This is a genomic window from Ruegeria sp. H4 (genome assembly GCF_056533065.1).
On the sequence record NZ_JBQFOC010000003.1, the window covers coordinates 44,350 to 62,633 of the forward strand.

The 18,284-nt window shown below is 58.6% G+C and carries 22 protein-coding genes; 10 read left to right on the forward strand and 12 right to left on the reverse strand.

Translation table 11 applies throughout. The features are described 5' to 3' along the window. The first annotated feature begins 26 nt into the window (after positions 1-26). Positions 27-836, forward strand: a complete 810-nt coding sequence (locus tag ACR0KG_RS16400) for a mechanosensitive ion channel family protein (RefSeq protein WP_480544496.1) — start codon at positions 27-29, stop codon at positions 834-836. A 184-nt stretch (positions 837-1,020) separates the two neighbouring features. Here ACR0KG_RS16400 and ald read toward each other — a convergent pair whose 3' ends face one another. Beyond that, complete coding sequence (gene ald, locus ACR0KG_RS16405; RefSeq protein WP_480827881.1) at positions 1,021-2,139, reverse strand: alanine dehydrogenase; 1,119 nt, start codon at positions 2,137-2,139, stop codon at positions 1,021-1,023. A 138-nt stretch (positions 2,140-2,277) separates the two neighbouring features. Between ald and ACR0KG_RS16410 the strand changes: the two genes are divergently transcribed. Then, a complete protein-coding gene (locus ACR0KG_RS16410) occupies positions 2,278-2,736 on the forward strand; it encodes an Lrp/AsnC family transcriptional regulator (RefSeq protein WP_480544424.1) in 459 nt (152 codons plus the stop codon). Here the strand turns inward: ACR0KG_RS16410 and ACR0KG_RS16415 are convergent, their stop codons facing one another. Beyond that, positions 2,737-3,567, reverse strand: a complete 831-nt coding sequence (locus ACR0KG_RS16415) for a CPBP family intramembrane glutamic endopeptidase (protein WP_480827882.1) — start codon at positions 3,565-3,567, stop codon at positions 2,737-2,739. A gap of 235 nt (positions 3,568-3,802) precedes the next feature. Here ACR0KG_RS16415 and ppk2 point away from each other — a divergent pair, with 235 nt between their 5' ends. After that, positions 3,803-4,738, forward strand: a complete 936-nt coding sequence (gene ppk2 / locus ACR0KG_RS16420; RefSeq protein ID WP_480544422.1) for a polyphosphate kinase 2 — start codon at positions 3,803-3,805, stop codon at positions 4,736-4,738. Positions 4,739-4,804: 66 nt separating this feature from the next. On the opposite strand, the gene ACR0KG_RS16425 is transcribed toward ppk2, so the two are convergent. Further along, positions 4,805-5,860 (reverse strand): CAP domain-containing protein, encoded by a 1,056-nt coding sequence (locus tag ACR0KG_RS16425; protein WP_480827883.1) that lies wholly within the window; start codon positions 5,858-5,860, stop codon positions 4,805-4,807. 302 nt (positions 5,861-6,162) lie between these two features. After that, the gene (rpsU, locus tag ACR0KG_RS16430) at positions 6,163-6,369 is read right to left on the reverse strand and encodes a 30S ribosomal protein S21 (protein ID WP_008207378.1); all 207 of its coding nucleotides are present in this window, start codon (positions 6,367-6,369) and stop codon (positions 6,163-6,165) included. Between the two features lie 111 nt (positions 6,370-6,480). Between rpsU and ACR0KG_RS16435 the strand changes: the two genes are divergently transcribed. From ACR0KG_RS16435 to ACR0KG_RS16445, 3 genes are all read left to right on the forward strand, one after another. Then, the gene (locus tag ACR0KG_RS16435; protein ID WP_480544420.1) at positions 6,481-7,173 is read left to right on the forward strand and encodes a COQ9 family protein; all 693 of its coding nucleotides are present in this window, start codon (positions 6,481-6,483) and stop codon (positions 7,171-7,173) included. Between the two features lie 57 nt (positions 7,174-7,230). Continuing rightward, positions 7,231-8,217 (forward strand): NAD(P)H-quinone oxidoreductase, encoded by a 987-nt coding sequence (locus tag ACR0KG_RS16440; RefSeq protein ID WP_480827884.1) that lies wholly within the window; start codon positions 7,231-7,233, stop codon positions 8,215-8,217. 108 nt (positions 8,218-8,325) lie between these two features. After that, positions 8,326-9,309 (forward strand): quinone oxidoreductase family protein, encoded by a 984-nt coding sequence (locus ACR0KG_RS16445; protein ID WP_480548454.1) that lies wholly within the window; start codon positions 8,326-8,328, stop codon positions 9,307-9,309. Positions 9,310-9,439: 130 nt separating this feature from the next. Here ACR0KG_RS16445 and ACR0KG_RS16450 read toward each other — a convergent pair whose 3' ends face one another. From ACR0KG_RS16450 to ACR0KG_RS16485, 8 genes are all read right to left on the reverse strand, one after another. Beyond that, a complete protein-coding gene (locus tag ACR0KG_RS16450) occupies positions 9,440-9,913 on the reverse strand; it encodes a YHS domain-containing (seleno)protein (protein ID WP_353013544.1) in 474 nt (157 codons plus the stop codon). A 188-nt stretch (positions 9,914-10,101) separates the two neighbouring features. Next, positions 10,102-10,371, reverse strand: a complete 270-nt coding sequence (locus tag ACR0KG_RS16455; protein ID WP_480827885.1) for a hypothetical protein — start codon at positions 10,369-10,371, stop codon at positions 10,102-10,104. Then, entirely contained in the window at positions 10,368-10,973 is a 606-nt protein-coding gene (gene plsY, locus ACR0KG_RS16460; protein WP_480827886.1) for a glycerol-3-phosphate 1-O-acyltransferase PlsY, read from the reverse strand. The genes ACR0KG_RS16455 and plsY overlap by 4 nt, the downstream gene beginning before the upstream one ends. After that, entirely contained in the window at positions 10,973-12,253 is a 1,281-nt protein-coding gene (gene pyrC / locus ACR0KG_RS16465; protein WP_480827887.1) for a dihydroorotase, read from the reverse strand. The genes plsY and pyrC overlap by 1 nt, the downstream gene beginning before the upstream one ends. Then, positions 12,250-12,636, reverse strand: a complete 387-nt coding sequence (locus tag ACR0KG_RS16470; protein WP_480827888.1) for a hypothetical protein — start codon at positions 12,634-12,636, stop codon at positions 12,250-12,252. The genes pyrC and ACR0KG_RS16470 overlap by 4 nt, the downstream gene beginning before the upstream one ends. Beyond that, positions 12,621-13,139 (reverse strand): hypothetical protein, encoded by a 519-nt coding sequence (locus ACR0KG_RS16475; protein WP_480827889.1) that lies wholly within the window; start codon positions 13,137-13,139, stop codon positions 12,621-12,623. The genes ACR0KG_RS16470 and ACR0KG_RS16475 overlap by 16 nt, the downstream gene beginning before the upstream one ends. Beyond that, complete coding sequence (locus tag ACR0KG_RS16480; RefSeq protein WP_480827890.1) at positions 13,136-14,071, reverse strand: aspartate carbamoyltransferase catalytic subunit; 936 nt, start codon at positions 14,069-14,071, stop codon at positions 13,136-13,138. Before ACR0KG_RS16480 ends, ACR0KG_RS16475 begins: the two co-directional genes overlap by 4 nt. Before the next feature lie 340 nt (positions 14,072-14,411). After that, entirely contained in the window at positions 14,412-14,660 is a 249-nt protein-coding gene (locus ACR0KG_RS16485; RefSeq protein WP_480827891.1) for a hypothetical protein, read from the reverse strand. 169 nt (positions 14,661-14,829) lie between these two features. Here ACR0KG_RS16485 and ACR0KG_RS16490 point away from each other — a divergent pair, with 169 nt between their 5' ends. The 4 genes from ACR0KG_RS16490 to ACR0KG_RS16505 all read left to right on the forward strand — a co-directional run bounded on the left by ACR0KG_RS16490 (position 14,830) and on the right by ACR0KG_RS16505 (position 18,281). Continuing rightward, entirely contained in the window at positions 14,830-15,594 is a 765-nt protein-coding gene (locus ACR0KG_RS16490) for a uracil-DNA glycosylase (protein ID WP_480828048.1), read from the forward strand. After that, positions 15,594-16,190, forward strand: coding sequence for a metallophosphoesterase family protein (locus ACR0KG_RS16495; RefSeq protein WP_480828049.1), 597 nt, complete (start codon positions 15,594-15,596; stop codon positions 16,188-16,190). The genes ACR0KG_RS16490 and ACR0KG_RS16495 overlap by 1 nt, the downstream gene beginning before the upstream one ends. After that, complete coding sequence (moaB, locus tag ACR0KG_RS16500) at positions 16,191-16,727, forward strand: molybdenum cofactor biosynthesis protein B (protein WP_480827892.1); 537 nt, start codon at positions 16,191-16,193, stop codon at positions 16,725-16,727. Between the two features lie 105 nt (positions 16,728-16,832). Continuing rightward, positions 16,833-18,281, forward strand: a complete 1,449-nt coding sequence (locus tag ACR0KG_RS16505) for an efflux RND transporter periplasmic adaptor subunit (protein WP_480827893.1) — start codon at positions 16,833-16,835, stop codon at positions 18,279-18,281. The last annotated feature ends 3 nt before the right edge of the window (positions 18,282-18,284 follow it).

The window sequence follows — 18,284 nt, forward strand, 5'->3', positions numbered from 1 at the left end:
AACCTGACATGGATCAGACAGTCGATATGGCAAATCAAGCTGTAGATTTAGCGAGTGGCTATTTGCCGATACTGTTGAGTGCGGGTAAGGCGTTGATTGTCCTGATCATCGGTTGGATCGTGGCCGGGATGGTGTCGGGCGTAGTGCGGCGTCGCATCAACAAAACGCCTCAGATCGATCCCACGCTCGGCAATTTTGCGGCCAGCGTTGTCAAATGGGTGATCTTGGCGATCGTCCTCGTGGCCGTTCTGGGGATTTTCGGGATCGAGGCCACAAGTATCGTTGCCATTCTGGGTGCTGCCTCGCTGGCGATTGGTCTTGCGCTGCAAGGGACGCTCAGCGATCTGGCGGCGGGCGTGATGCTGGTTGTGTTCCGCCCCTATAAGCTGGGTCAGTATGTGGATATCGGCGGAACGGCAGGAACGGTCAAAGACCTGAACCTGTTCACCACTGAGCTGGTGACGCCAGACAACGTACAGATCATAGTCCCGAACGGGCAGGCTTGGGGGTCGGTGATCACCAACTATTCCGCACATGAAACGCGGCGTGTCGATCTGGTGTTCGGAATTGACTACGGCGACAGCGCGGATGAGGCCATGAAGATCATTTTGGATGTCGCCAATGCGGATGCGCGCATCCACAAGGATCCAGAGCCTTGGGTGAGGGTCACAAATCTGGGTGACAGCTCGGTCGATCTAACTGCGCGTTTGTGGTGTGCTGCGGCGGACTACTGGGATGTGAAATTCGAGCTGACCAAGACCATCAAGGAAGCCTTCGACGCCAAGGGTGTCTCGATTCCTTATCCGCATTCGGTCGAAATTCAGAAGCAGGGCTAAAGGCTCCCGCCCGTCGAACGGGCATTCAAAATGCCCTTCTCCGGTTGGGCCCGGCGCCGCACTATCGTGCGGCGCTGTTTCGTTTTCTCAACGCGTAGTGTTTAAAGCACCCGCGCCGCGCCTGTGGCGCGGCGCCCAAGGCTTAAAGCACCTTTTTCAAAAGGCGCTTTCAGGGGCGGGAGGATTACGCCTTTATCACCACGTTGGGTGAGACGACGTCGATCCCAAGCGCCTTGCCAACTGCGTAGTAGGTCAGTTGTCCGGCATGGACGTTCAGACCGGCCAGCAGATGCGGATCGTCCTGACAGGCCTGTTTCCAGCCTTTGTCTGCCAAAGACAGCATGAACGGCATCGTTGCGTTGCCCAGCGCAATGGTCGAGGTGCGCGCTACAGCGCCCGGCATGTTGGCCACGCAGTAGTGCATCACCCCATCGACCTCATAGATCGGATCAGCATGGGTGGTCGCGCGAGAGGTTTCGAAACAACCGCCCTGATCGATGGCCACATCCACCAGTACCGCACCGGGTTTCATTGTCGACAGCTGCGCGCGTGAGACCAGCTTGGGGGCTGCTGCGCCGGGGATCAGAACCGCGCCGATGACCATATCGGCATCGCGGATCAACTCGGCAGTTGCACCGGCCGTTGAATACTGGTTCTTGAACTGGTCGCCAAACACATCGTCCAGATAGCGCAGGCGAGGCAGGGACCGGTCCAGAACGGTTACATCTGCTCCCATGCCAGCGGCGATCTTCGCCGCATGGGTGCCAACCACGCCACCGCCGATCACGACGACCTTGGCCGGGCCAACCCCAGGCACGCCACCCATCAGCACACCGCGCCCGCCATTGGCCTTTTGCAAGGTCCATGACCCGACCTGAGGGGCCAGGCGCCCGGCCACCTCGGACATCGGGGCGAGCAGAGGCAGGCCCCCATTGGCATCGGTTACGGTTTCATAGGCAATCGCCGTACAGCCCGATTCCAGCAGATCATGGGTCTGATCCGGATCGGGTGCCAGATGCAGGTAGGTGAACAGCAACTGACCTTCGCGCAACATCTTGCGCTCTCCGGCCTGGGGTTCTTTGACCTTCACGATCATGTCGGCGGTGGCAAACACCTCTTCTGCCGTGTCCAGAATGCGCGCACCAGCCGCGATATAGGCGTCATTGTCGAACCCCGCACCGATCCCGGCACCGGTTTCGATAAGCACCTCATGTCCACGCGACACCGCTTCCTGAGCTGCATTCGGTGTCATGCCAACGCGGAATTCCTGTGGTTTTATTTCTTTTGGGCACCCGATTTTCATGTGACCCTCCTCCGTTCATAAGCTGCCTAAATTATGTGCATTACGTGGCGCAATTTCTGTGAAACAATGCCTGCTATTGGGCTTTCTTTTGAAAGAATCCAGCGAAAGATACTGAATCAACGCAATGGATATGCGCAAATGAGCTTGGATACGACTGATCGTAAGATTCTGGCCGCCCTGCAAAAGAATGGTCGGGTTTCGAATGCGGACCTGTCCGAAAAGGTGAACCTTTCACCCTCGGCCTGCCATCGCCGGGTCCAACGGCTAGAGTTGGAGGGCTATATACGAAACTACGTGGCCTTGCTGGACGCGCGGAAGATGAATGTTCCCACAACCGTGTTTGTTGAGATCACCTTGCAAGGTCAAGCCGAAGAGGTTCTGGATGCATTCGAAAAGGCGGTGGCCCGCATTCCGGATGTGTTGGAATGCCACCTGATGGCGGGGACGGCAGATTACCTTCTGAAAGTCGTGGCCGAAAACACCGAAGATTTCGCCCGCATTCACCGCCAATATCTCTCGCGCCTGCCGGGCGTGGCGCAGATGCAAAGCTCGTTTGCCTTGCGGACGGTGTTCAAGACCACGGCCTTGCCGGTCTGATCAGGCCGGCACAGGATAGGTGAAATAGGCGAGGTGGACAAAGTTGAAGGCAAAGTGCATCGCAATCGGCACCCAAAGCCGCCCGGTCGCGGCATAGGCCAGCCCCAGACCCAAGCCCAGCACCGTGGCAAAGATCACGAGTGCTGGACCACCGCCGAAATGCGCCAAACCGAACAACAGGCTGGCTGCGACAACGCCACCAATAGGATCAAGTTTCGAACTGAACAGAGATTGTAGGTAGCCGCGAAAAAAGGCCTCTTCCGCGAAACAGGTCAGAAACAAGTTTGAAACTGCAAAAACCAACCACCAAGGGGGAAGTTTAACTTCTGGCCGCAGCGCCCCGATTGAAACAGCTGCAAGAAAGATCAGTGGCAGTAGGGCAAGCCCGATGACGAGCCACGTGGCATTGGTTTTCTGACGCGCAAACAGCATGCTGGGCCAAGCCAATAGGACCGCAAAGAACACCATTGGTTTGTCGAGGTTCAGATACATCGTAAACGCGGCGCTGTTTTCACCGGCATGGACCTGATCCAAGATAAGCAGATTGTTGAACTCAGGAACCAGATGCGCGCCCAAGGTGAAACACCACAGGATCAGAAGCGTATGCCCGGCAACTGCCATCGCGCCGCTCAGGCGTGGCAGGGTCGCGGCCCCTAGCAACCCGATCGCAATCACTGCAATCGCCCATGGCGTGATCAGATTGGCAACTGAGCTGACGCTGATGAACAGAACCAGCAGCGCCAATGCCACGCCCATCCGTCCGCTCAGCGCGGTAATCTGGGCCGCGATCAGTATCAGCCAGGGCCAGATCATCGGAAGAAGGGTCAGCACATACGCCACGGTGGCCTCGACAGTTCGACTGGCTTAGTCATGGCGCGCAGCTTTCCCTGGTGCAAGCCTTTCCAGTTGCGGCAATTCTTACGGTTGTATCCCCTGCGCGAGCGGTTCAGAATTACACGTAATGTCTTTACTTAGCAGCGGTCACCTCATCGGCGCCTGTAGTAAGATCAACTTATCCGATGACATCAGGCGGTTACACAGGCGCATTACTGTCCGCACCCGGTGAATGAAGAAGGAACAGACTTTGGCGTATGAAAACAACGACTCTCCCAAAGACTGGCTAGAGGCCGAGCTGGAAGACACGCTGGACGAAGACTTTGAGATCGAGTTCAGCGAACCCATGCTGTCGATGGAAGTGCGCAAGATCTACAAGGATCAGCATCCCGAAATGCTGGATCGCAAGGTCTATTTCCGCAACCTGCTGCGCCTGCAGGCCGAGCTGATCAAGGTTCAGGATTGGGTGCAGCATACCGGGGCCAAAGTGTGCATCCTGTTCGAAGGTCGCGACAGTGCGGGCAAGGGGGGCGTGATCAAGCGGATCACCCAACGCCTGAACCCTCGGGTCGCGCGTGTGGTGGCGCTGCCTGCACCCAGCCGCCGGGAACAGAGCCAGTGGTATTTCCAGCGCTATGTCCCGCATTTGCCTGCGGCGGGTGAAATCGTGTTCTTCGACCGGTCCTGGTACAACCGGGCAGGGGTTGAACGCGTCATGGGCTTTGCGACCGAGGATCAGGTCGAACAGTTCTTTCAGGACGTTCCCGAATTTGAACGGATGTTGGTTCGGTCCGGGATCATCTTGCTGAAATACTGGTTCTCGATCACCGATGAAGAACAACAGCTGCGATTCCTCATGCGGATTCATGATCCGATGAAACAGTGGAAACTGTCTCCGATGGATCTGGAATCCCGTATTCGCTGGGAATCCTACACCAAGGCCAAAGAGGACATGTTATTCCGAACGAATATCTCTGAGGCGCCGTGGTACATTGTCGAGGGCAATGACAAAAAGCGCGAACGCTTGAACTGTATCGAGCATCTGTTGACCAAGATCCCCTATACGGACGTGCCGCAGGAGCGGGTCGATCTGCCTGATCGTAGGTATAACCCTGATTACGAACGTCGTATTCTGCCCGACGAGCTGTACGTTCCGAAAATCTACTAGGCGGAACTGGATTCGAGCTGGAAAAAGCGAGGCGCGAATTATCGCGCCTCGCCAGAATACGAGTTGTTAAACGACGTCCACCATGCATTCTCCACCCATTGGGGAGAAGATCAGCATATCGTCATCGTCGGTGAAGCCCGCGTTGGGTTCTTCTGTCGGCGGCGTTCCACCATCGCCTGCTTCCGAGATCCGGATCAGACCGTCATCCATTGGTACATCACCGCCGGGTTGCGCGCCGGGTAGTTCGATGTCGATCCAGTCGAAATCATCGACCAGTGCCAGCACCTCGTTCAGGAATTCTTCCAGCGCCGCAACAAAGGCTTCGATATCAAAACCATTCTCAGCCGTTGGTTCAGGCGTTTCTGGCTCTTCAGGCGCCTCTGGTTCTTCCGGAGTCTCAGGTTCCACAGGTTCTTCGGGTTCCTCTGGCGTTTCGGGTTCCATGGGAGTCTCTGGTTCCTCCGGCGCTTCCGGCTCCGCAGGCGTTTCCGGTTCTTCTGGCGTCTCAGGCTCTTCGGGCGTTTCCGGTTCTTCCGGAGTTCCAGGTTCAGTTGGTGTCTCTGGTTCTTCTGGAACTTCCGGCGTCTGAGGTTCTTCGGGTGTCTCAGGCTCTTCCGGTGTTTCGGGCTCTTCGGGCATCGGCGTAGGGGTTGGGGTGGTGCCTGTATCCAGGTCCACCGTACCACCGGTTGCACCAAAGTTCTGCGTGACCATCACGGCATCAAAACCCTGCATATCGCCTGTTTCGATCCCGATCCCGATATAGTCGAAGTTCGGATTCAGGATATTGGCGCGGTGGCCCGGGCTGTTCATAAGGTTCTGATGCAGCTGAGCGACGTCGTCGCTGATGCCCGGCGCGCCGCGCTCAGATTGCCAGGCGATGTTTTCGCCCGTGCGCCAGCTGCCCGATAGATCAAACCCCGCAGCCTGCATCCGTTGCGTTGCGCTGGACCCGCCTGCGCCTGTATGGCTGAAAATATCGCGGTCCAGCATCCAGGTGCTGTGATCTTCAGAAGATTCGTTCAGGTTGGTTTCCAATTGCAGTGGGTTCAGCCCGCGGGATGTTCGCTCTTCATTGATAAGTGCGAGCATTTCGCGCTCGATTGTGCTTGCAGTCGACATAGTAGCCTCCGTTATTGATTTGGTGTCTGAGTAGACGAGAGGCTGATACAAAGACCTTTCCTGTGACGGATAGGTGGGCTGACCTGTCAGGAGAATTTGAGCATCGCAGTGCTACCGATGCGGGATTCGCTGCGCTGCAAAATGCCGGGCAAAATTCTGCCGGGGCCGAAATGGCAGCTTGCCGCACAGCATCACGCACGAGTCGGCAAGATCAAACCGGTCTTAGAAACGACAAACCCCCGGGCGGGGCCTCGGGGGTCGTCAAATAGTGTCATCCAAAGCTGGACGAGACGGGTTGCTGCTTAGAGCATACCTTCGCGCTGGGCTTTCTTGCGTGCCAGTTTACGGGCACGGCGGATCGCTTCAGCTTTCTCGCGCGCTTTTTTCTCGGACGGTTTCTCGAAATGTTGCTTCAGCTTCATTTCACGGAACACGCCTTCGCGCTGCAGCTTTTTCTTCAGGGCACGAAGCGCCTGATCGACGTTATTGTCGCGAACACTAACCTGCATGTGGTTGTCACCACCTTTCTAGATAGAGTTGCAAGGAAATTGCAGGAATTGGCCGTATAGCAAAGCCGTTCTATCTTGTCTAGTACTGGCCCCGAACACCGGAGAACCGCCATGACAGTGACCTATGAAGACGCAAAACAGCAGATGCTGGACGCGATGCTTGCCCATGTTCCGTTTGACGGATGGTCCGAAACCAGCTTTCGCGCCGCCGTTGCAGAATGCGAACTGGATGACGGTCTTGCCCGGGCGATTTGCCCGCGCGGCGCGGTTGATCTGGCGCTGGCCTATCATGCGCGTGGGGACCAGATGATGCTGGACCGGATCAAATCTGAAGACCTCAGCGCGCTTAAGTTCCGCGAAAAGGTAGCCGCTGCTGTTCGGTTCCGGCTTGAGGCGGTCGAAGACAAGGAACTGGTCCGCCGGGGCATGACTTTGTTTGCCCTGCCAATGCATGCAGGTGACGGGGCCAAGGCTGTTTGGGGTACCTGCGATCTGATTTGGGATGCATTGGGTGACACGTCGGATGACGTAAACTGGTACACCAAGCGGGCGACGCTGTCGGGCGTCTATTCCTCGACCCTTTTGTTCTGGCTGGGGGACGATTCGCCTGATCACCAGAAGACGTGGGAGTTTCTGGACAGGCGCATTGGCGACGTGATGCAGTTTGAGAAGCTGAAGGCGCAGGTGAACAGCAACCCGTTGTTCAAACCGTTTCTGGCCGTTCCGAATTGGCTGGCGGGTCAGGTCAAGGCTCCGATGAAAATGCGAGCAGATTTGCCGGGCCTGCTGAACCCGCGCAAGTAGTCAAAGCTTGGCCTTTGCTCAGATGACAGCTAGGCATTGGGCAAAGGAGATTTGCCCATGACCCAGATGATGCGCGCTGTCGAAATCACGCAGCCCGGTGGTCCCGATGTTCTTAAGCTGACCGAACGACCGATGCCGATGGCGGAGGCCGGGCAGGTTGTTCTGAAAGTGGCCTATGCCGGTGTGAACCGCCCGGATGCGTTGCAGCGCGCAGGGGCCTATGATCCCCCGCCGGGAGCCAGCGATCTGCCGGGGCTGGAAGCCTCGGGCGAGGTAGTTGCCGTGGGCGCAGGGGTCGAGGGCTTGGCGCTGGGCGATCAGGTCTGCGCCTTGTTGCCCGGTGGCGGTTACGCCGAATACGTCGCCACACCCGCTGCGCATTGCCTGCCAGTGCCGGACGGGATGGACATGAAGCAAGCGGCTTGTCTGCCAGAGACGTTCTTTACCGTCTGGTCCAACGTGTTCACGCGCGGCGGTCTGAAACCAGGCGAGCGCTTCCTTGTTCATGGTGGGTCCAGCGGCATCGGAACCACTGCGATCCAGCTGGCCAATGCCTTTGGTGCGCGGGTCTTTGCAACTGCTGGCTCGGATGAGAAATGTGCCGCCTGCCTGAAACTTGGTGCTGAGAAGGCAATCAACTACCGCGACGAAGATTTCGTGGGTGTTGTGCGCGCTGAAGGCGGGGCGAACCTGATCCTCGATATGGTGGGCGGAGACTATATCCCGCGCAACGTGAAGGCATTGGCCGAGGATGGGCGTCTGGTTCAGATCGCGTTTCTACAGGGCCCGGTGGCTGAGTTGAATTTTGCCCTGATGATGGTGAAACGCCTGACTTTGACGGGCAGTACCTTGCGCCCGCAAAGCGATCTGGCCAAAGCCAAGATCGCACAGGACCTGCGTGAGGCCGTCTGGCCTTTGCTGGCCGCCGGTAAGGTTGCCCCGGTTATGGACAGCGAATTCCCCCTGGCCGATGCTGCGGCAGCGCATGCCCATATGGAAAGCTCGACCCATATTGGCAAGATCGTTTTGAACGTGGCGGGCTAGTGGCGATGCGCGGGGTTTGATCCGCGCGCAAACTCGCCGCAGCACAAGCTCCTGATTGCCCTGTCACGCAAGCATGCTAGCTTGGGATCAGGCACGAGGAGGTTCAGAATGCAGAATATTGCGCGCACAGTCGTTATCCACGAATTCGGCGGCCCCGAGGCCTTGCAGATCGAAGATCGGCCCCTGGGTGATCCCGGTCCGGGTGAGGTTCGTATCCGCCATCATGCCTGCGGCCTGAACTTTATCGACGTTTATCAGCGCACCGGTCTCTATCCGCTGGAACTACCACATGCGCTTGGGATGGAAGCATCGGGCGTGATCGAAGCGGTTGGCGACGGGGTCACTCATCTGACACCAGGTCAGCGCGCCGCCTATGCTGCCGCACCGTCGGGCGCCTATTGCGAAGCGCGGGTGATGCCGGCGGCTCAGCTCTGCCCGTTGCCAGACGGCATTTCATTCGAAGCGGCGGCAGCGATGATGCTGAAGGGCATGACCGTTGAATATCTGTTCCACCGCACCACGCCTTTGCGTCGTGGAGATACGGTGTTGTTCCATGCTGCGGCCGGGGGTGTGGGCCTGATCGCCTGCCAATGGGCGAAATCCGAAGGTATCACTCTGATCGGTACTGCCGGTACGGATGAGAAATGCGCGCTGGCCCAGTTCAATGGCGCAGCGCATTGCATCAACTACCGCACCGAGAACTTCGTCGAACGCGTGGCCGAGATCACCAATGGGCATGGCGTCGACGTGGTGATGGACTCGGTCGGCGCCGACACGTTCGAAGGGTCGCTTGACTGTCTGAAACCGCTTGGGATGATGATCTCATTCGGCAATGCTTCGGGGCCGGTTCCGCCCGTGAATATCGGGATCTTGGGGCAGAAAGGATCGCTCAAGATCACCCGCCCGACCTTGTTTACGCATATCGGCGATCATACGGTCTGTCAGGCGATGGCACGGAGGCTGTTTGGCAAAGTTTCAGGCGGCGAGGTCAAGATACATATCGATCAGCGCTTCCCACTAGATCAGATCGCCGACGCGCATCGCGCGCTTGAGGCGCGTCAGACTACGGGCAGCACAATCTTGGATATCTGAATAACAAAACCCGGCGAAACGCGCCGGGTTTTGCTCAATCTGCCGGGTTCCAAAGGGTATTCCGTTCAGAGTGGGATTTGAGCGCGGCAGGAGCATTTCTGCTCCCACCGCAAAAGTTGCCGAATATGGGTTATTGCTGCAGTTCGGCCGGAGCCTTGTCAGCGATGTTTTCCCAGTTTGCGCTGGCCTGTTCGATGAAGCCCGGAATGTCGCCTTCCCAGCGTTCCTGGATGTCTTGCGACAGGTTCAGGTACAGTGTGTTGTCAACGATCTTCCAGTGGTTCGGGTCACCATCAAACTTGAAGCCCATGGCTGCACCGAAGGCGCAGTAGCCGCCATAGGCGGGCAGATAAGCTTCGGGGTTCGCTTCAAACGCGGCTTTGTTTTCCTCGGATGAGAAGCGGTACATTGCGTCATCATGCAGCGTGGTGATCCGGTAGTCGCCCTTGGTGGCTTCACCTTCGGTAAAATACGCAACCGGGTCATAGCCCTGCATCGCCAGCCCGGTCGAGCTGGCATTGATTTCAACACCAGCGGCCAGGGTTGAAGTTGCCAGGGCAACAGACAGCGCAACGCCACCGATCAGAGATTTAAACGTGTTCATAGCTTCACCTTTCGTGAAAGAGGATGCGCGTGGTCGCCGTAATTGCGATTTGCGATCCCGGATTTTGTCCTGTGCGACCGGTAATTGGCCGTCACAGAAACTCAGGTGGGAAGCCGGATGTTCACGTTCAAAGCAATCAATTGTGATTGTGCAGAAGCGCAGAGATGCTGTTCAAAAATGTGGCTGGGTTAGCCTTCGGGTGTGAGCGCCAGAACAAAGTCGACGACCTTTTGAGCAGGCATTTCGCAAGGGCGCAGCAATGCTCCGCTGTTGCGGGTTTGGTAGAGGTTCAGGCTGATATAGTCCTCGCCACCGAGTTCATACGCCACAAGCTTATGGGACTTGTTTCCTGCCATGACCTGACGTGAGACGACATAGCGCTGATCATGGGCGCGACCAGTGAATGTGCCCAAGGGCAATGCGAAAAAGGCGCGGGTGAACGCGTCGGTCGCGTTCACGGCTTTCCGATTTTGGGCTCAGTCCCCGCCTTGATGCGGGCTACATTGGCGTTGTGGCGCCAGTAGACCAGCAAGGTAAGCGCAATACCCAAAACGAAGGTGGAGCCATCTGTCAACACCACGACCCAGGTGGTCGACAATGCAGCCGCCGCCAGTGCGCCGATTGAGGATATCCGCCAGATCGCCGCCGCAACCAACCACGTCAGACAGCAGGCAACACCCACCCGCCAATCCAGTGCCAGCCAAAGGCCGAGGAATGTGGCCACGCCCTTGCCGCCCTTGAAACTTAACCAAACGGGATAGCAATGGCCCAAAAACGCCATGAGCGCTGCAATCTGGGCCGCGTCTTCACCGGCAAAGGCGCGCGCCAGCAGAACCGCCACAGCGCCTTTTGCAGCATCGAACAGCAGGGTCAGGGCGGCGGCGGCCTTGTTGCCGGTTCGAAGCACATTGGTGGCTCCGATATTACCTGACCCGATCTGGCGCAGATTGCCCAGCCCCATAAGCTTGGCCAGGATCAGGCCAAAGGGAATTGACCCCAAAAGGTAGCCCATGGCCGCCCACAGCAGCAATTCGGATTGTGTACTGTCAATCAAGGGCATCAAGTTCTCCGGTAGACTTCTTTGCCGGCCACGTAGGTCGCAATGACCTTACCCTGCATCCGCTGCCCGTCAAATGGCGTGTTTTGCGATTTGGATCGGAGTGTAAAGCGGTCCAGCACAAAAGGAACATCAGGATCAAACAATACCAGGTCGGCTGGCGCATCTTTGGACAAACGACCACTGTTCAGACCCAGACGTTTGGCCGGGTTCAGGGTCATGGCACGGAACAGGGTTGGTAGGTCCAGTTGGCCTGAATGATACAGGCGCAGCGCTGCAGGCAGCAATGTCTCCAACGCAACCGCGCCCGAGGCAGCCTCTTCAAACGGCAGGCGTTTGCTTTCCTCGTCCTGTGGGGTGTGCATCGAACTGATCGTGTCGATCAGGCCGGTCCGCACCGCCTCAATCACCGCCTGCCGGTCATCCTCTGACCGCAGCGGCGGTTTGACTTTGAAGAAGGTGCGATAGTCGGCCACGTCCAACTCATTCAGCGTCAGGTGGTGAATCGAGGTTCCGGCGGTGATGTCCAAACCATTTCGCTTGGCGCGTTCCAATGCGGGCAAGGCGCGAGCCGTCGTGATCTGATCTGCGTGATAGGCCGCGCCAGTCATCTCCAGCAATGCGATATCACGGTCCAGCCCCATCCGTTCCGCCCGGGCTGACACTGCGGGCAGGCCGCGCAACGCGGCGAATTTGCCGCTGGTCGCTGCGGCCCCGGCGCTGAGGCCCGGTTCCTGAGGATGCGCGATCACCAACGCCCCGCAAGACCGTGCATAAGTCAGCGCGCGAGAGAACACCTTGGTGTTGGTCACCACATGATCGCAATCCGTAAATGCCACCGCACCGGCATCCATCAGAAACCCGATCTCGGTCATCTCGCGCCCTTCGCGTCCCTTGGTCAGGGCGGCCATGGGCAGCACGTTGACGGGCGTGTCGGCCTGAGCGCGGCGTGTTGCAAATTCCAGCGTTTCCGGCGTGTCGATGGTGGGTGTGGTATCGGGCCGCGTGACCATCGTGGTCACCCCACCAGCCGCCGCCGCGAGACCTGCGGATTTATAGCTTTCCTTGTGCCGCTCGCCCGGCTCACACACTTTGACACCGATATCGACAATGCCCGGGGCTAGGCATTTGCCATTGCAGTCCACGATCTGCCCGTCCATTGCGGGGGCATCGCCGTTGCCGTTCGCCACGATCCGCCCGTTCGAGATATGCAGCCATCCGGTCGCATCTGTCCCGTTCTCGGGGTCGATCAGGCGCGCGTTGGTAAACAAAACGGTGCTCATGGCAAGGCCCTTTCGATAGCGGCTTTGGTGGCGGCGGAGTTCGCTTGATATTTGATCAGGTGCTTGTCGCCGCTTTTGGTCACAAGCTGGACGAAGCTGCCCATGGTGTTCACGGCCTCAATCTGGGTCAGCGCAACCTTGCGCGGGCCGGGACCCGTCAGCAAAGTATCGGTCATTTCCCATTTGGCGGTCAGCTCTTCCGAAGCCAGATACCATGCGCGCAGGCCGATGGCGGCAAGTCCAGCAGGCGCACCGGTCCAAACATAGGGGTTTCCGATCAACCAGAGTACGGCCATCGCCCCGGCCATTGCCACGGCGGCCAGCCAGGCGTTGGTGCGAATATACGCCCCCTTGTCAGGGGTAAAGATCACAGGATCAGCCACAGCGCACCTCCGATCACCAGCAAGATGAACACGGCCAGCACGGCCGAGCCCATTTGGCGCGGCCTGTCGTCTTGCGCCGGTGTCTGCGGCGCCGAAAACGGCTTGGCGCTTTCGGTTTCGATCCGACCGCCGCTCCAGTTTGTGGCCTCTTCGGTGAACAGGCCAATCAACTGCACGCGCGGATCAAGCGTAAGCACTGCAGGCTGTCCTTTGAACGCGGCGCTGCGCAGAGCCATTACCCAGCCTTCGACCGCATCAAGCGCCGCGCGATCCAATTGATCTTCGGGCACGCCACACCCTTCGTTCAGATAGCCCCAAAGGCCCAGGTCTTCGAGGTCGGACATAGGAAAGATGTCGATCTGTTCAAGGTCCAGATCCGCGACCCCTAAAACCTGATCAACAGCACCCGGTTCGCGCAGGAACTTGGCCTCTTCCGGGCGCATGTTCAGGGCAAACAGGCGGATGACGCCGCGTTCGTGGGGAAGGGCGATCAGTTCGCTCATGCGGCCTCGCGCAGGTTGCGGGCCAGCAGTTCCATGGCGGCCATGCGGACTGCGACGCCCATCTCGACCTGTTCCTGAATGACCGATCGGTTGATGTCATCCGCCAGAGTGCCATCAATCTCGACCCCCCGGTTCATCGGGCCCGGGTGCATGACGATGGCGTTAGGTTTGGCTTGCGCAAGCTTCACTGCATCGAGGCCATAGCGGTGATAGTACTCGCGCTCTGACGGGATGAACCCGCCATCCATCCGCTCTTTCTGAAGGCGCAGCATCATGACCACATCCACATCCCGCAGGCCTTCGGTCATATCGTCATAAATCTCGGCCCCGAACTCGGCGAATTGCGCAGGCACCAGCGTAGGTGGCCCGATCAGACGGATGCGGTTCTCCATCTTGCCCAGCAGGATCAAGTTCGAACGTGCAACGCGGGAATGGGCCACATCGCCGCAAATGGCGATGTTCAGGCGGTGCAAGCGCCCCTTGGCGCGGCGGATGGTCAACGCATCCAGCAGCGCCTGTGTCGGATGTTCGTGCCGCCCGTCGCCTGCATTCAGCACAGCGCAATTCACCTTTTGCGCCAGCAGATCGACGGCGCCGGATTGCGGATGCCGCACCACCAGCAGGTCGGGATGCATCGCGTTCAATGTCATCGCTGTATCAATCAGGGTTTCGCCCTTTTTGATCGAACTGGCCTGCATCGCCATATTCATCACATCTGCACCCAGACGCTTGCCCGCGATCTCAAAGCTCGCTTGCGTGCGGGTCGAGTTTTCAAAGAACATATTGATCTGGGTCAGCCCGGACAGCACATCCGAGTGCTTGGTCGACTGACGGTTCAGATCCACATAGGTCTCTGCCAGGTCGAGAATGGCGGTGATATCGGATTGCGACAGATGCTCGATGCCAAGAAGGTGACGATGGGCGAAACGCATGGGCGGGCTCCTGTCTGACAATCGGACCGCTTATAGAAAGCCGCGCCGGGCAAGGCAACCTAAGGTTCTGTGCTGTCGGGCAGTTTCTGGCATCCCCCCTTTGGCAGACATTGTTCGCCCGGTTTGCACCACTTGCCGTACCCGCAATCGATGGCTTTGACAGGGACACAGCCCTGATTTCTGGAGCATTTGAAACCCTGACGACACTGAGACCCGGTTTTTTCGCATAGGTACCATCCGGGACGCGAGCATCCGCCTTGCGGCATGCAGTAAGATCCGCGAGCGCATATCCGGCCATCAGCGCAGGGCTGCGGTAGGTTTAGTTCGATATCGGGGCGGATCAGCTCGCATTTGCGACGGCCATTGCAGCGGCTCCCGCTGGGGCAATCGAGGCTCGAATTGCAGGCATTTGCACCTTGTGGTGCACATCGCGTGCCACCCGCGACACAGCGCTCGAATGGGCCACAGCTGCGCCCACCACCGCAATAGGTGCCGCCCAGAGGGATGCAGTGTCCATCAAAGCTGCATCTTTGCCCGCCCGAACAACACCGGCTGCCGCAGGCGAATTGACCCCCGCGGCATTGGTCATTGCCGATGGAAAGCTGCGCGCGTAGCGGGCCCGCCGGGGCACTCAGAAGCAGAGCAATCAGAAGGAATCGCAAGATCGATGGCATAACAGGATCATGGTCGGTGCGACCCAGCGCCGTGGCAAGGTCTATTCGCTTTCCATCGGTCAAAAGCCGGTTAGATTGTGGGGTATGGAATCGGGCATGGATTATCACACCGCACGGGCGCTGTTGGACTGGCAGATCGAACTGGGCGTGACCGAGGCGATTGGAGACGTGCCAATCGACCGGTATGCGCTGCCCGATACTGCGCCCAAGTCAAAAAAACCGGCCAGCCCCGAGGCCGCGCTCGAGAAACCCAAGCAGGTTGACCCAGTTGCCATCGCAAAATCCGCAGCACAAAGCGCCGGATCACTGGATGAATTGCGTGCGGCGATGGACGCATTTGAGCATTGTGAGCTAAAGCGCGGTGCGCGGCAGTTGGTGTTTGCCGATGGTACGCCTGGTGCACGCGTGATGATCATCGGAGAGGCTCCGGGCCGGGATGAAGACCGCGAAGGTAAGCCCTTTGTTGGCCGGGCGGGTCAGTTGCTGGATCGGATGTTGGCGGCGATTGATCTGGATCGCGCGCAGAATGTCTATATCACCAATGTGTTGCCTTGGCGCCCGCCGCAGAACCGTGACCCGAAGCCTGAAGAGATTGGCATGATGAAGCCGTTTCTGGAACGCCATGTGGCGCTGGCCAAGCCCGAGGTTTTGGTGGTGATGGGCAATATCAGTTGTCAGGCCGTTCTGGGAAAACGCGGAATCACGCGGCTGCGCGGTACTTGGGAACACGCGTTGGATTTGCCGGTGATCCCGATGTTCCACCCCGCCTACCTACTGCGCCAGCCACAGATGAAACGAGAGGCCTGGGCCGATCTTTTGGAGTTGAAAGCACGGCTGGGGGCAGGATGATGCGCATTTTGGCTTTCTCAGACCTTCACATGGCGCGCAACCGGGCGGCTGATCTGGTGGAGGCCAGCGCGCAGGCCGATCTGGTGATTGGGGCCGGGGATTACTGCAATATGCGCCAGGGACTGAACGAGGCTATGCAGATGCTGTCGGGTATCTCGGCCCCGCTGGTTCTGGTTCCGGGAAATGCAGAAAACGCGGATGAGCTAGCCGATGCTGCGCCAGATAGCGCCCATGTCCTGCATGGCAACGGAATGACAGTCGACGGTATACACCTGTTCGGGCTGGGCTACGGAGTACCCGCCACGCCATTTGGCGATTGGTCCTGTGATCTGTCCGAGCCAGAGGCTTCGGAACTGCTGGATCGCTGTGACACTGCCGATATTCTGATCGTGCATTCTCCGCCCAAAGGACACGGGGACGTAACATCGCAAGGTTCCTCCGTCGGCTCGGTGGCCGTGCGCGATGCGGTGGAACGGCTTCAGCCCCGGCTGGTCTTCTGTGGTCACATCCATGACAGCTGGGGGTATCGTGGTAATCTTGGTCGAACGCAGATCGCCAATCTGGGGCCCAAAGTGAACTGGTTCGAGGTGCTCTGAATGATCGATCAAGACAAAGATTTTATCCCTGTCCGCATTGCTGTCCTAACAGTTTCGGACACGCGATCGCTTGACGAAGATCGATCCGGCCAAACGTTGGTCGATCGGATCGAAGCGGCGGGCCACGCCGTTGCAGATCGGCAGATCTTACCCGATGAGCGCGCGCAGATCGCGGATCAGCTGCGCGTATGGATCGCGGATCCTCAGATCGATGTTGTGATCTCGACCGGAGGCACGGGCCTGACCGGGCGCGATGTGACTGTCGAAGCGCATCGCGACGTCTATGAGAAAGAGATCGATGCCTTTGGAACCGTCTTCACCATTCTGTCGATGGAGAAGATCGGAACCTCGGCCGTGCAGTCCCGCGCCACAGGCGGTGTTGCTGGCGGCACCTATCTGTTTGCCCTGCCGGGCAGCCCGGGTGCGTGCAAGGATGCCTGGGACGGTATTTTGGAGAAACAATTCGACTACCGTCATCGCCCCTGCAACTTTGTGGAAATAATGCCACGATTGGACGAACATCTGCGACGGAAGTAGACTGCCCGTACGTTTAACACCTTATAACCGCATTGTGGCTTGGCATATTTCACGGTCCGGCTACATTTTGCGTAAGGCAGCCCATTGCAACCGGGGTAAGTGAGAATGCGTTTTCTAAGGCAAAGTCTTGTCGGTGTCTTTCTGGCGTCGCTGACGTTGGCTTTGCTGTTTGTCGCTGTCCAGATGATCACAGGTGCTGTGCAAGACGTGATTGCGCGCGACACCGCAAAACCCCCGGCGCGCGAGCGTGTGTTTACAGTGTCGGTCAGAACAGCCGAGTTGCAGACCGTAACACCCTATCTGGAAGCCTTTGGTGAGGTGCAAAGCCGCCGCCGGCTTGAACTACGCGCGGCGCTGGGTGGGCGTGTGATCTCACTCGCCGATGATTTCGAGGATGGCGGGACGGTTACGGCGGGTGAAGTTCTGGTTGAGCTGGACCCTGCGGACACGCAATCCGCCTTGGACCGGGCCAAATCCGATCTGCTGGATGCCCAGTTCGAGGAACGCGATGCGGAACGATCCCTGCTGCTGGCGCAGGATGAGTTGAAATCGGCAGAAGCGCAGGCTGAGCTGCGCGAACGCGCTTTGCAACGGCAACGCGATCTGGAATCCCGTGGTGTGGGTGCGACTGCGAGCGTGGAAGAGGCCGAATTGTCGGCCACCTCGGCCCAGCAATCTGTTCTGGCGCGTCGGATTGCACTGGCGCAGGCTGAATCGCGTGTGGATCAGGCCACCACGCTATTGGCCCGCGCGCGGATTGCGCTTGAAGCGGCAGAACGCGATCTGGATGACATGACCATTCGGGCCGGGTTCGGCGGTACACTGACCGATGTAACATTGGTCGAAGGACGACTGGTTGCCGCCAACGAAAAACTGGCTGAGCTGGTGGACCCTGATGCGTTGGAAGTTGCCTTCCGGGTTTCAACGGCCCAATTTGTCCGATTGCTGGATGAAGATGGCACCCTACTAAACGCTCCGGTAACGGTGTCGCTTGAGGTGACGGGGGCCGACCTGACTGCAACAGGACGGATCAGCCGCGACAGCGGATCAGCAGGCGAGGGGCAGACAGGTCGTCTGATCTTTGCACGATTGGATAGCGCCTCGGGCTTCAAACCAGGGGATTTTGTGACGGTCACCGTTCAGGAACAGGCGGTCGACGCCGTTGTGCGTTTGCCCTCATCCGTTCTGGATGCGGCGGGCACGGTTTTGGTGCTGGGCGCGGATGACCGTCTGGAAACCCTGCCGGTGCAGTTGATACGACGGCAGGGTGATGAGGTTTTGCTGCGCGGCGACGGACTGGAAGGCCGCGAAGTGGTTATTGGCCGCACGCCGTTGCTGGGTTCCGGCGTGCGCGTGCGCCCCCTGCGGGTCGAGGAAAGCGCTGACGCGGATATGGTCGAGTTGACGGATACGCAGCGCGCGCAGCTTGTCGCGCAGGTTGAGGCCAGCGAAGGTATGCCTCAGGATGTCAAAACCCGAATGCTGGGTCAGTTGGAAGCGGCGCAAGTGCCCGCCTCGCTGGTCCGCCGGATTGAAAACCGGGCTGGGGGCTAAGCG

What these genes read in the sequence shown, in the direction of transcription:
- ACR0KG_RS16475 (WP_480827889.1), bottom strand. Translation starts at nt 13,139, where the DNA reads ATGAGCGAACTGATCGCCCTTCCCCACGAACGCGGCGTCATCCGCCTG.
- ACR0KG_RS16440 (WP_480827884.1), top strand. Translation starts at nt 7,231, where the DNA reads ATGACCCAGATGATGCGCGCTGTCGAAATCACGCAGCCCGGTGGTCCC.
- pyrC (WP_480827887.1), bottom strand. Translation starts at nt 12,253, where the DNA reads ATGAGCACCGTTTTGTTTACCAACGCGCGCCTGATCGACCCCGAGAAC.
- ppk2 (WP_480544422.1), top strand. Translation starts at nt 3,803, where the DNA reads ATGAAGAAGGAACAGACTTTGGCGTATGAAAACAACGACTCTCCCAAA.
- rpsU (WP_008207378.1), bottom strand. Translation starts at nt 6,369, where the DNA reads ATGCAGGTTAGTGTTCGCGACAATAACGTCGATCAGGCGCTTCGTGCC.
- ald (WP_480827881.1), bottom strand. Translation starts at nt 2,139, where the DNA reads ATGAAAATCGGGTGCCCAAAAGAAATAAAACCACAGGAATTCCGCGTT.
- plsY (WP_480827886.1), bottom strand. Translation starts at nt 10,973, where the DNA reads ATGCCCTTGATTGACAGTACACAATCCGAATTGCTGCTGTGGGCGGCC.
- ACR0KG_RS16400 (WP_480544496.1), top strand. Translation starts at nt 27, where the DNA reads ATGGCAAATCAAGCTGTAGATTTAGCGAGTGGCTATTTGCCGATACTG.
- ACR0KG_RS16425 (WP_480827883.1), bottom strand. Translation starts at nt 5,860, where the DNA reads ATGTCGACTGCAAGCACAATCGAGCGCGAAATGCTCGCACTTATCAAT.
- ACR0KG_RS16495 (WP_480828049.1), top strand. Translation starts at nt 15,594, where the DNA reads ATGCGCATTTTGGCTTTCTCAGACCTTCACATGGCGCGCAACCGGGCG.
- ACR0KG_RS16445 (WP_480548454.1), top strand. Translation starts at nt 8,326, where the DNA reads ATGCAGAATATTGCGCGCACAGTCGTTATCCACGAATTCGGCGGCCCC.
- ACR0KG_RS16485 (WP_480827891.1), bottom strand. Translation starts at nt 14,660, where the DNA reads ATGACCAATGCCGCGGGGGTCAATTCGCCTGCGGCAGCCGGTGTTGTT.
- ACR0KG_RS16450 (WP_353013544.1), bottom strand. Translation starts at nt 9,913, where the DNA reads ATGAACACGTTTAAATCTCTGATCGGTGGCGTTGCGCTGTCTGTTGCC.
- moaB (WP_480827892.1), top strand. Translation starts at nt 16,191, where the DNA reads ATGATCGATCAAGACAAAGATTTTATCCCTGTCCGCATTGCTGTCCTA.
- ACR0KG_RS16410 (WP_480544424.1), top strand. Translation starts at nt 2,278, where the DNA reads ATGAGCTTGGATACGACTGATCGTAAGATTCTGGCCGCCCTGCAAAAG.
- ACR0KG_RS16480 (WP_480827890.1), bottom strand. Translation starts at nt 14,071, where the DNA reads ATGCGTTTCGCCCATCGTCACCTTCTTGGCATCGAGCATCTGTCGCAA.
- ACR0KG_RS16490 (WP_480828048.1), top strand. Translation starts at nt 14,830, where the DNA reads ATGGAATCGGGCATGGATTATCACACCGCACGGGCGCTGTTGGACTGG.
- ACR0KG_RS16435 (WP_480544420.1), top strand. Translation starts at nt 6,481, where the DNA reads ATGACAGTGACCTATGAAGACGCAAAACAGCAGATGCTGGACGCGATG.
- ACR0KG_RS16505 (WP_480827893.1), top strand. Translation starts at nt 16,833, where the DNA reads ATGCGTTTTCTAAGGCAAAGTCTTGTCGGTGTCTTTCTGGCGTCGCTG.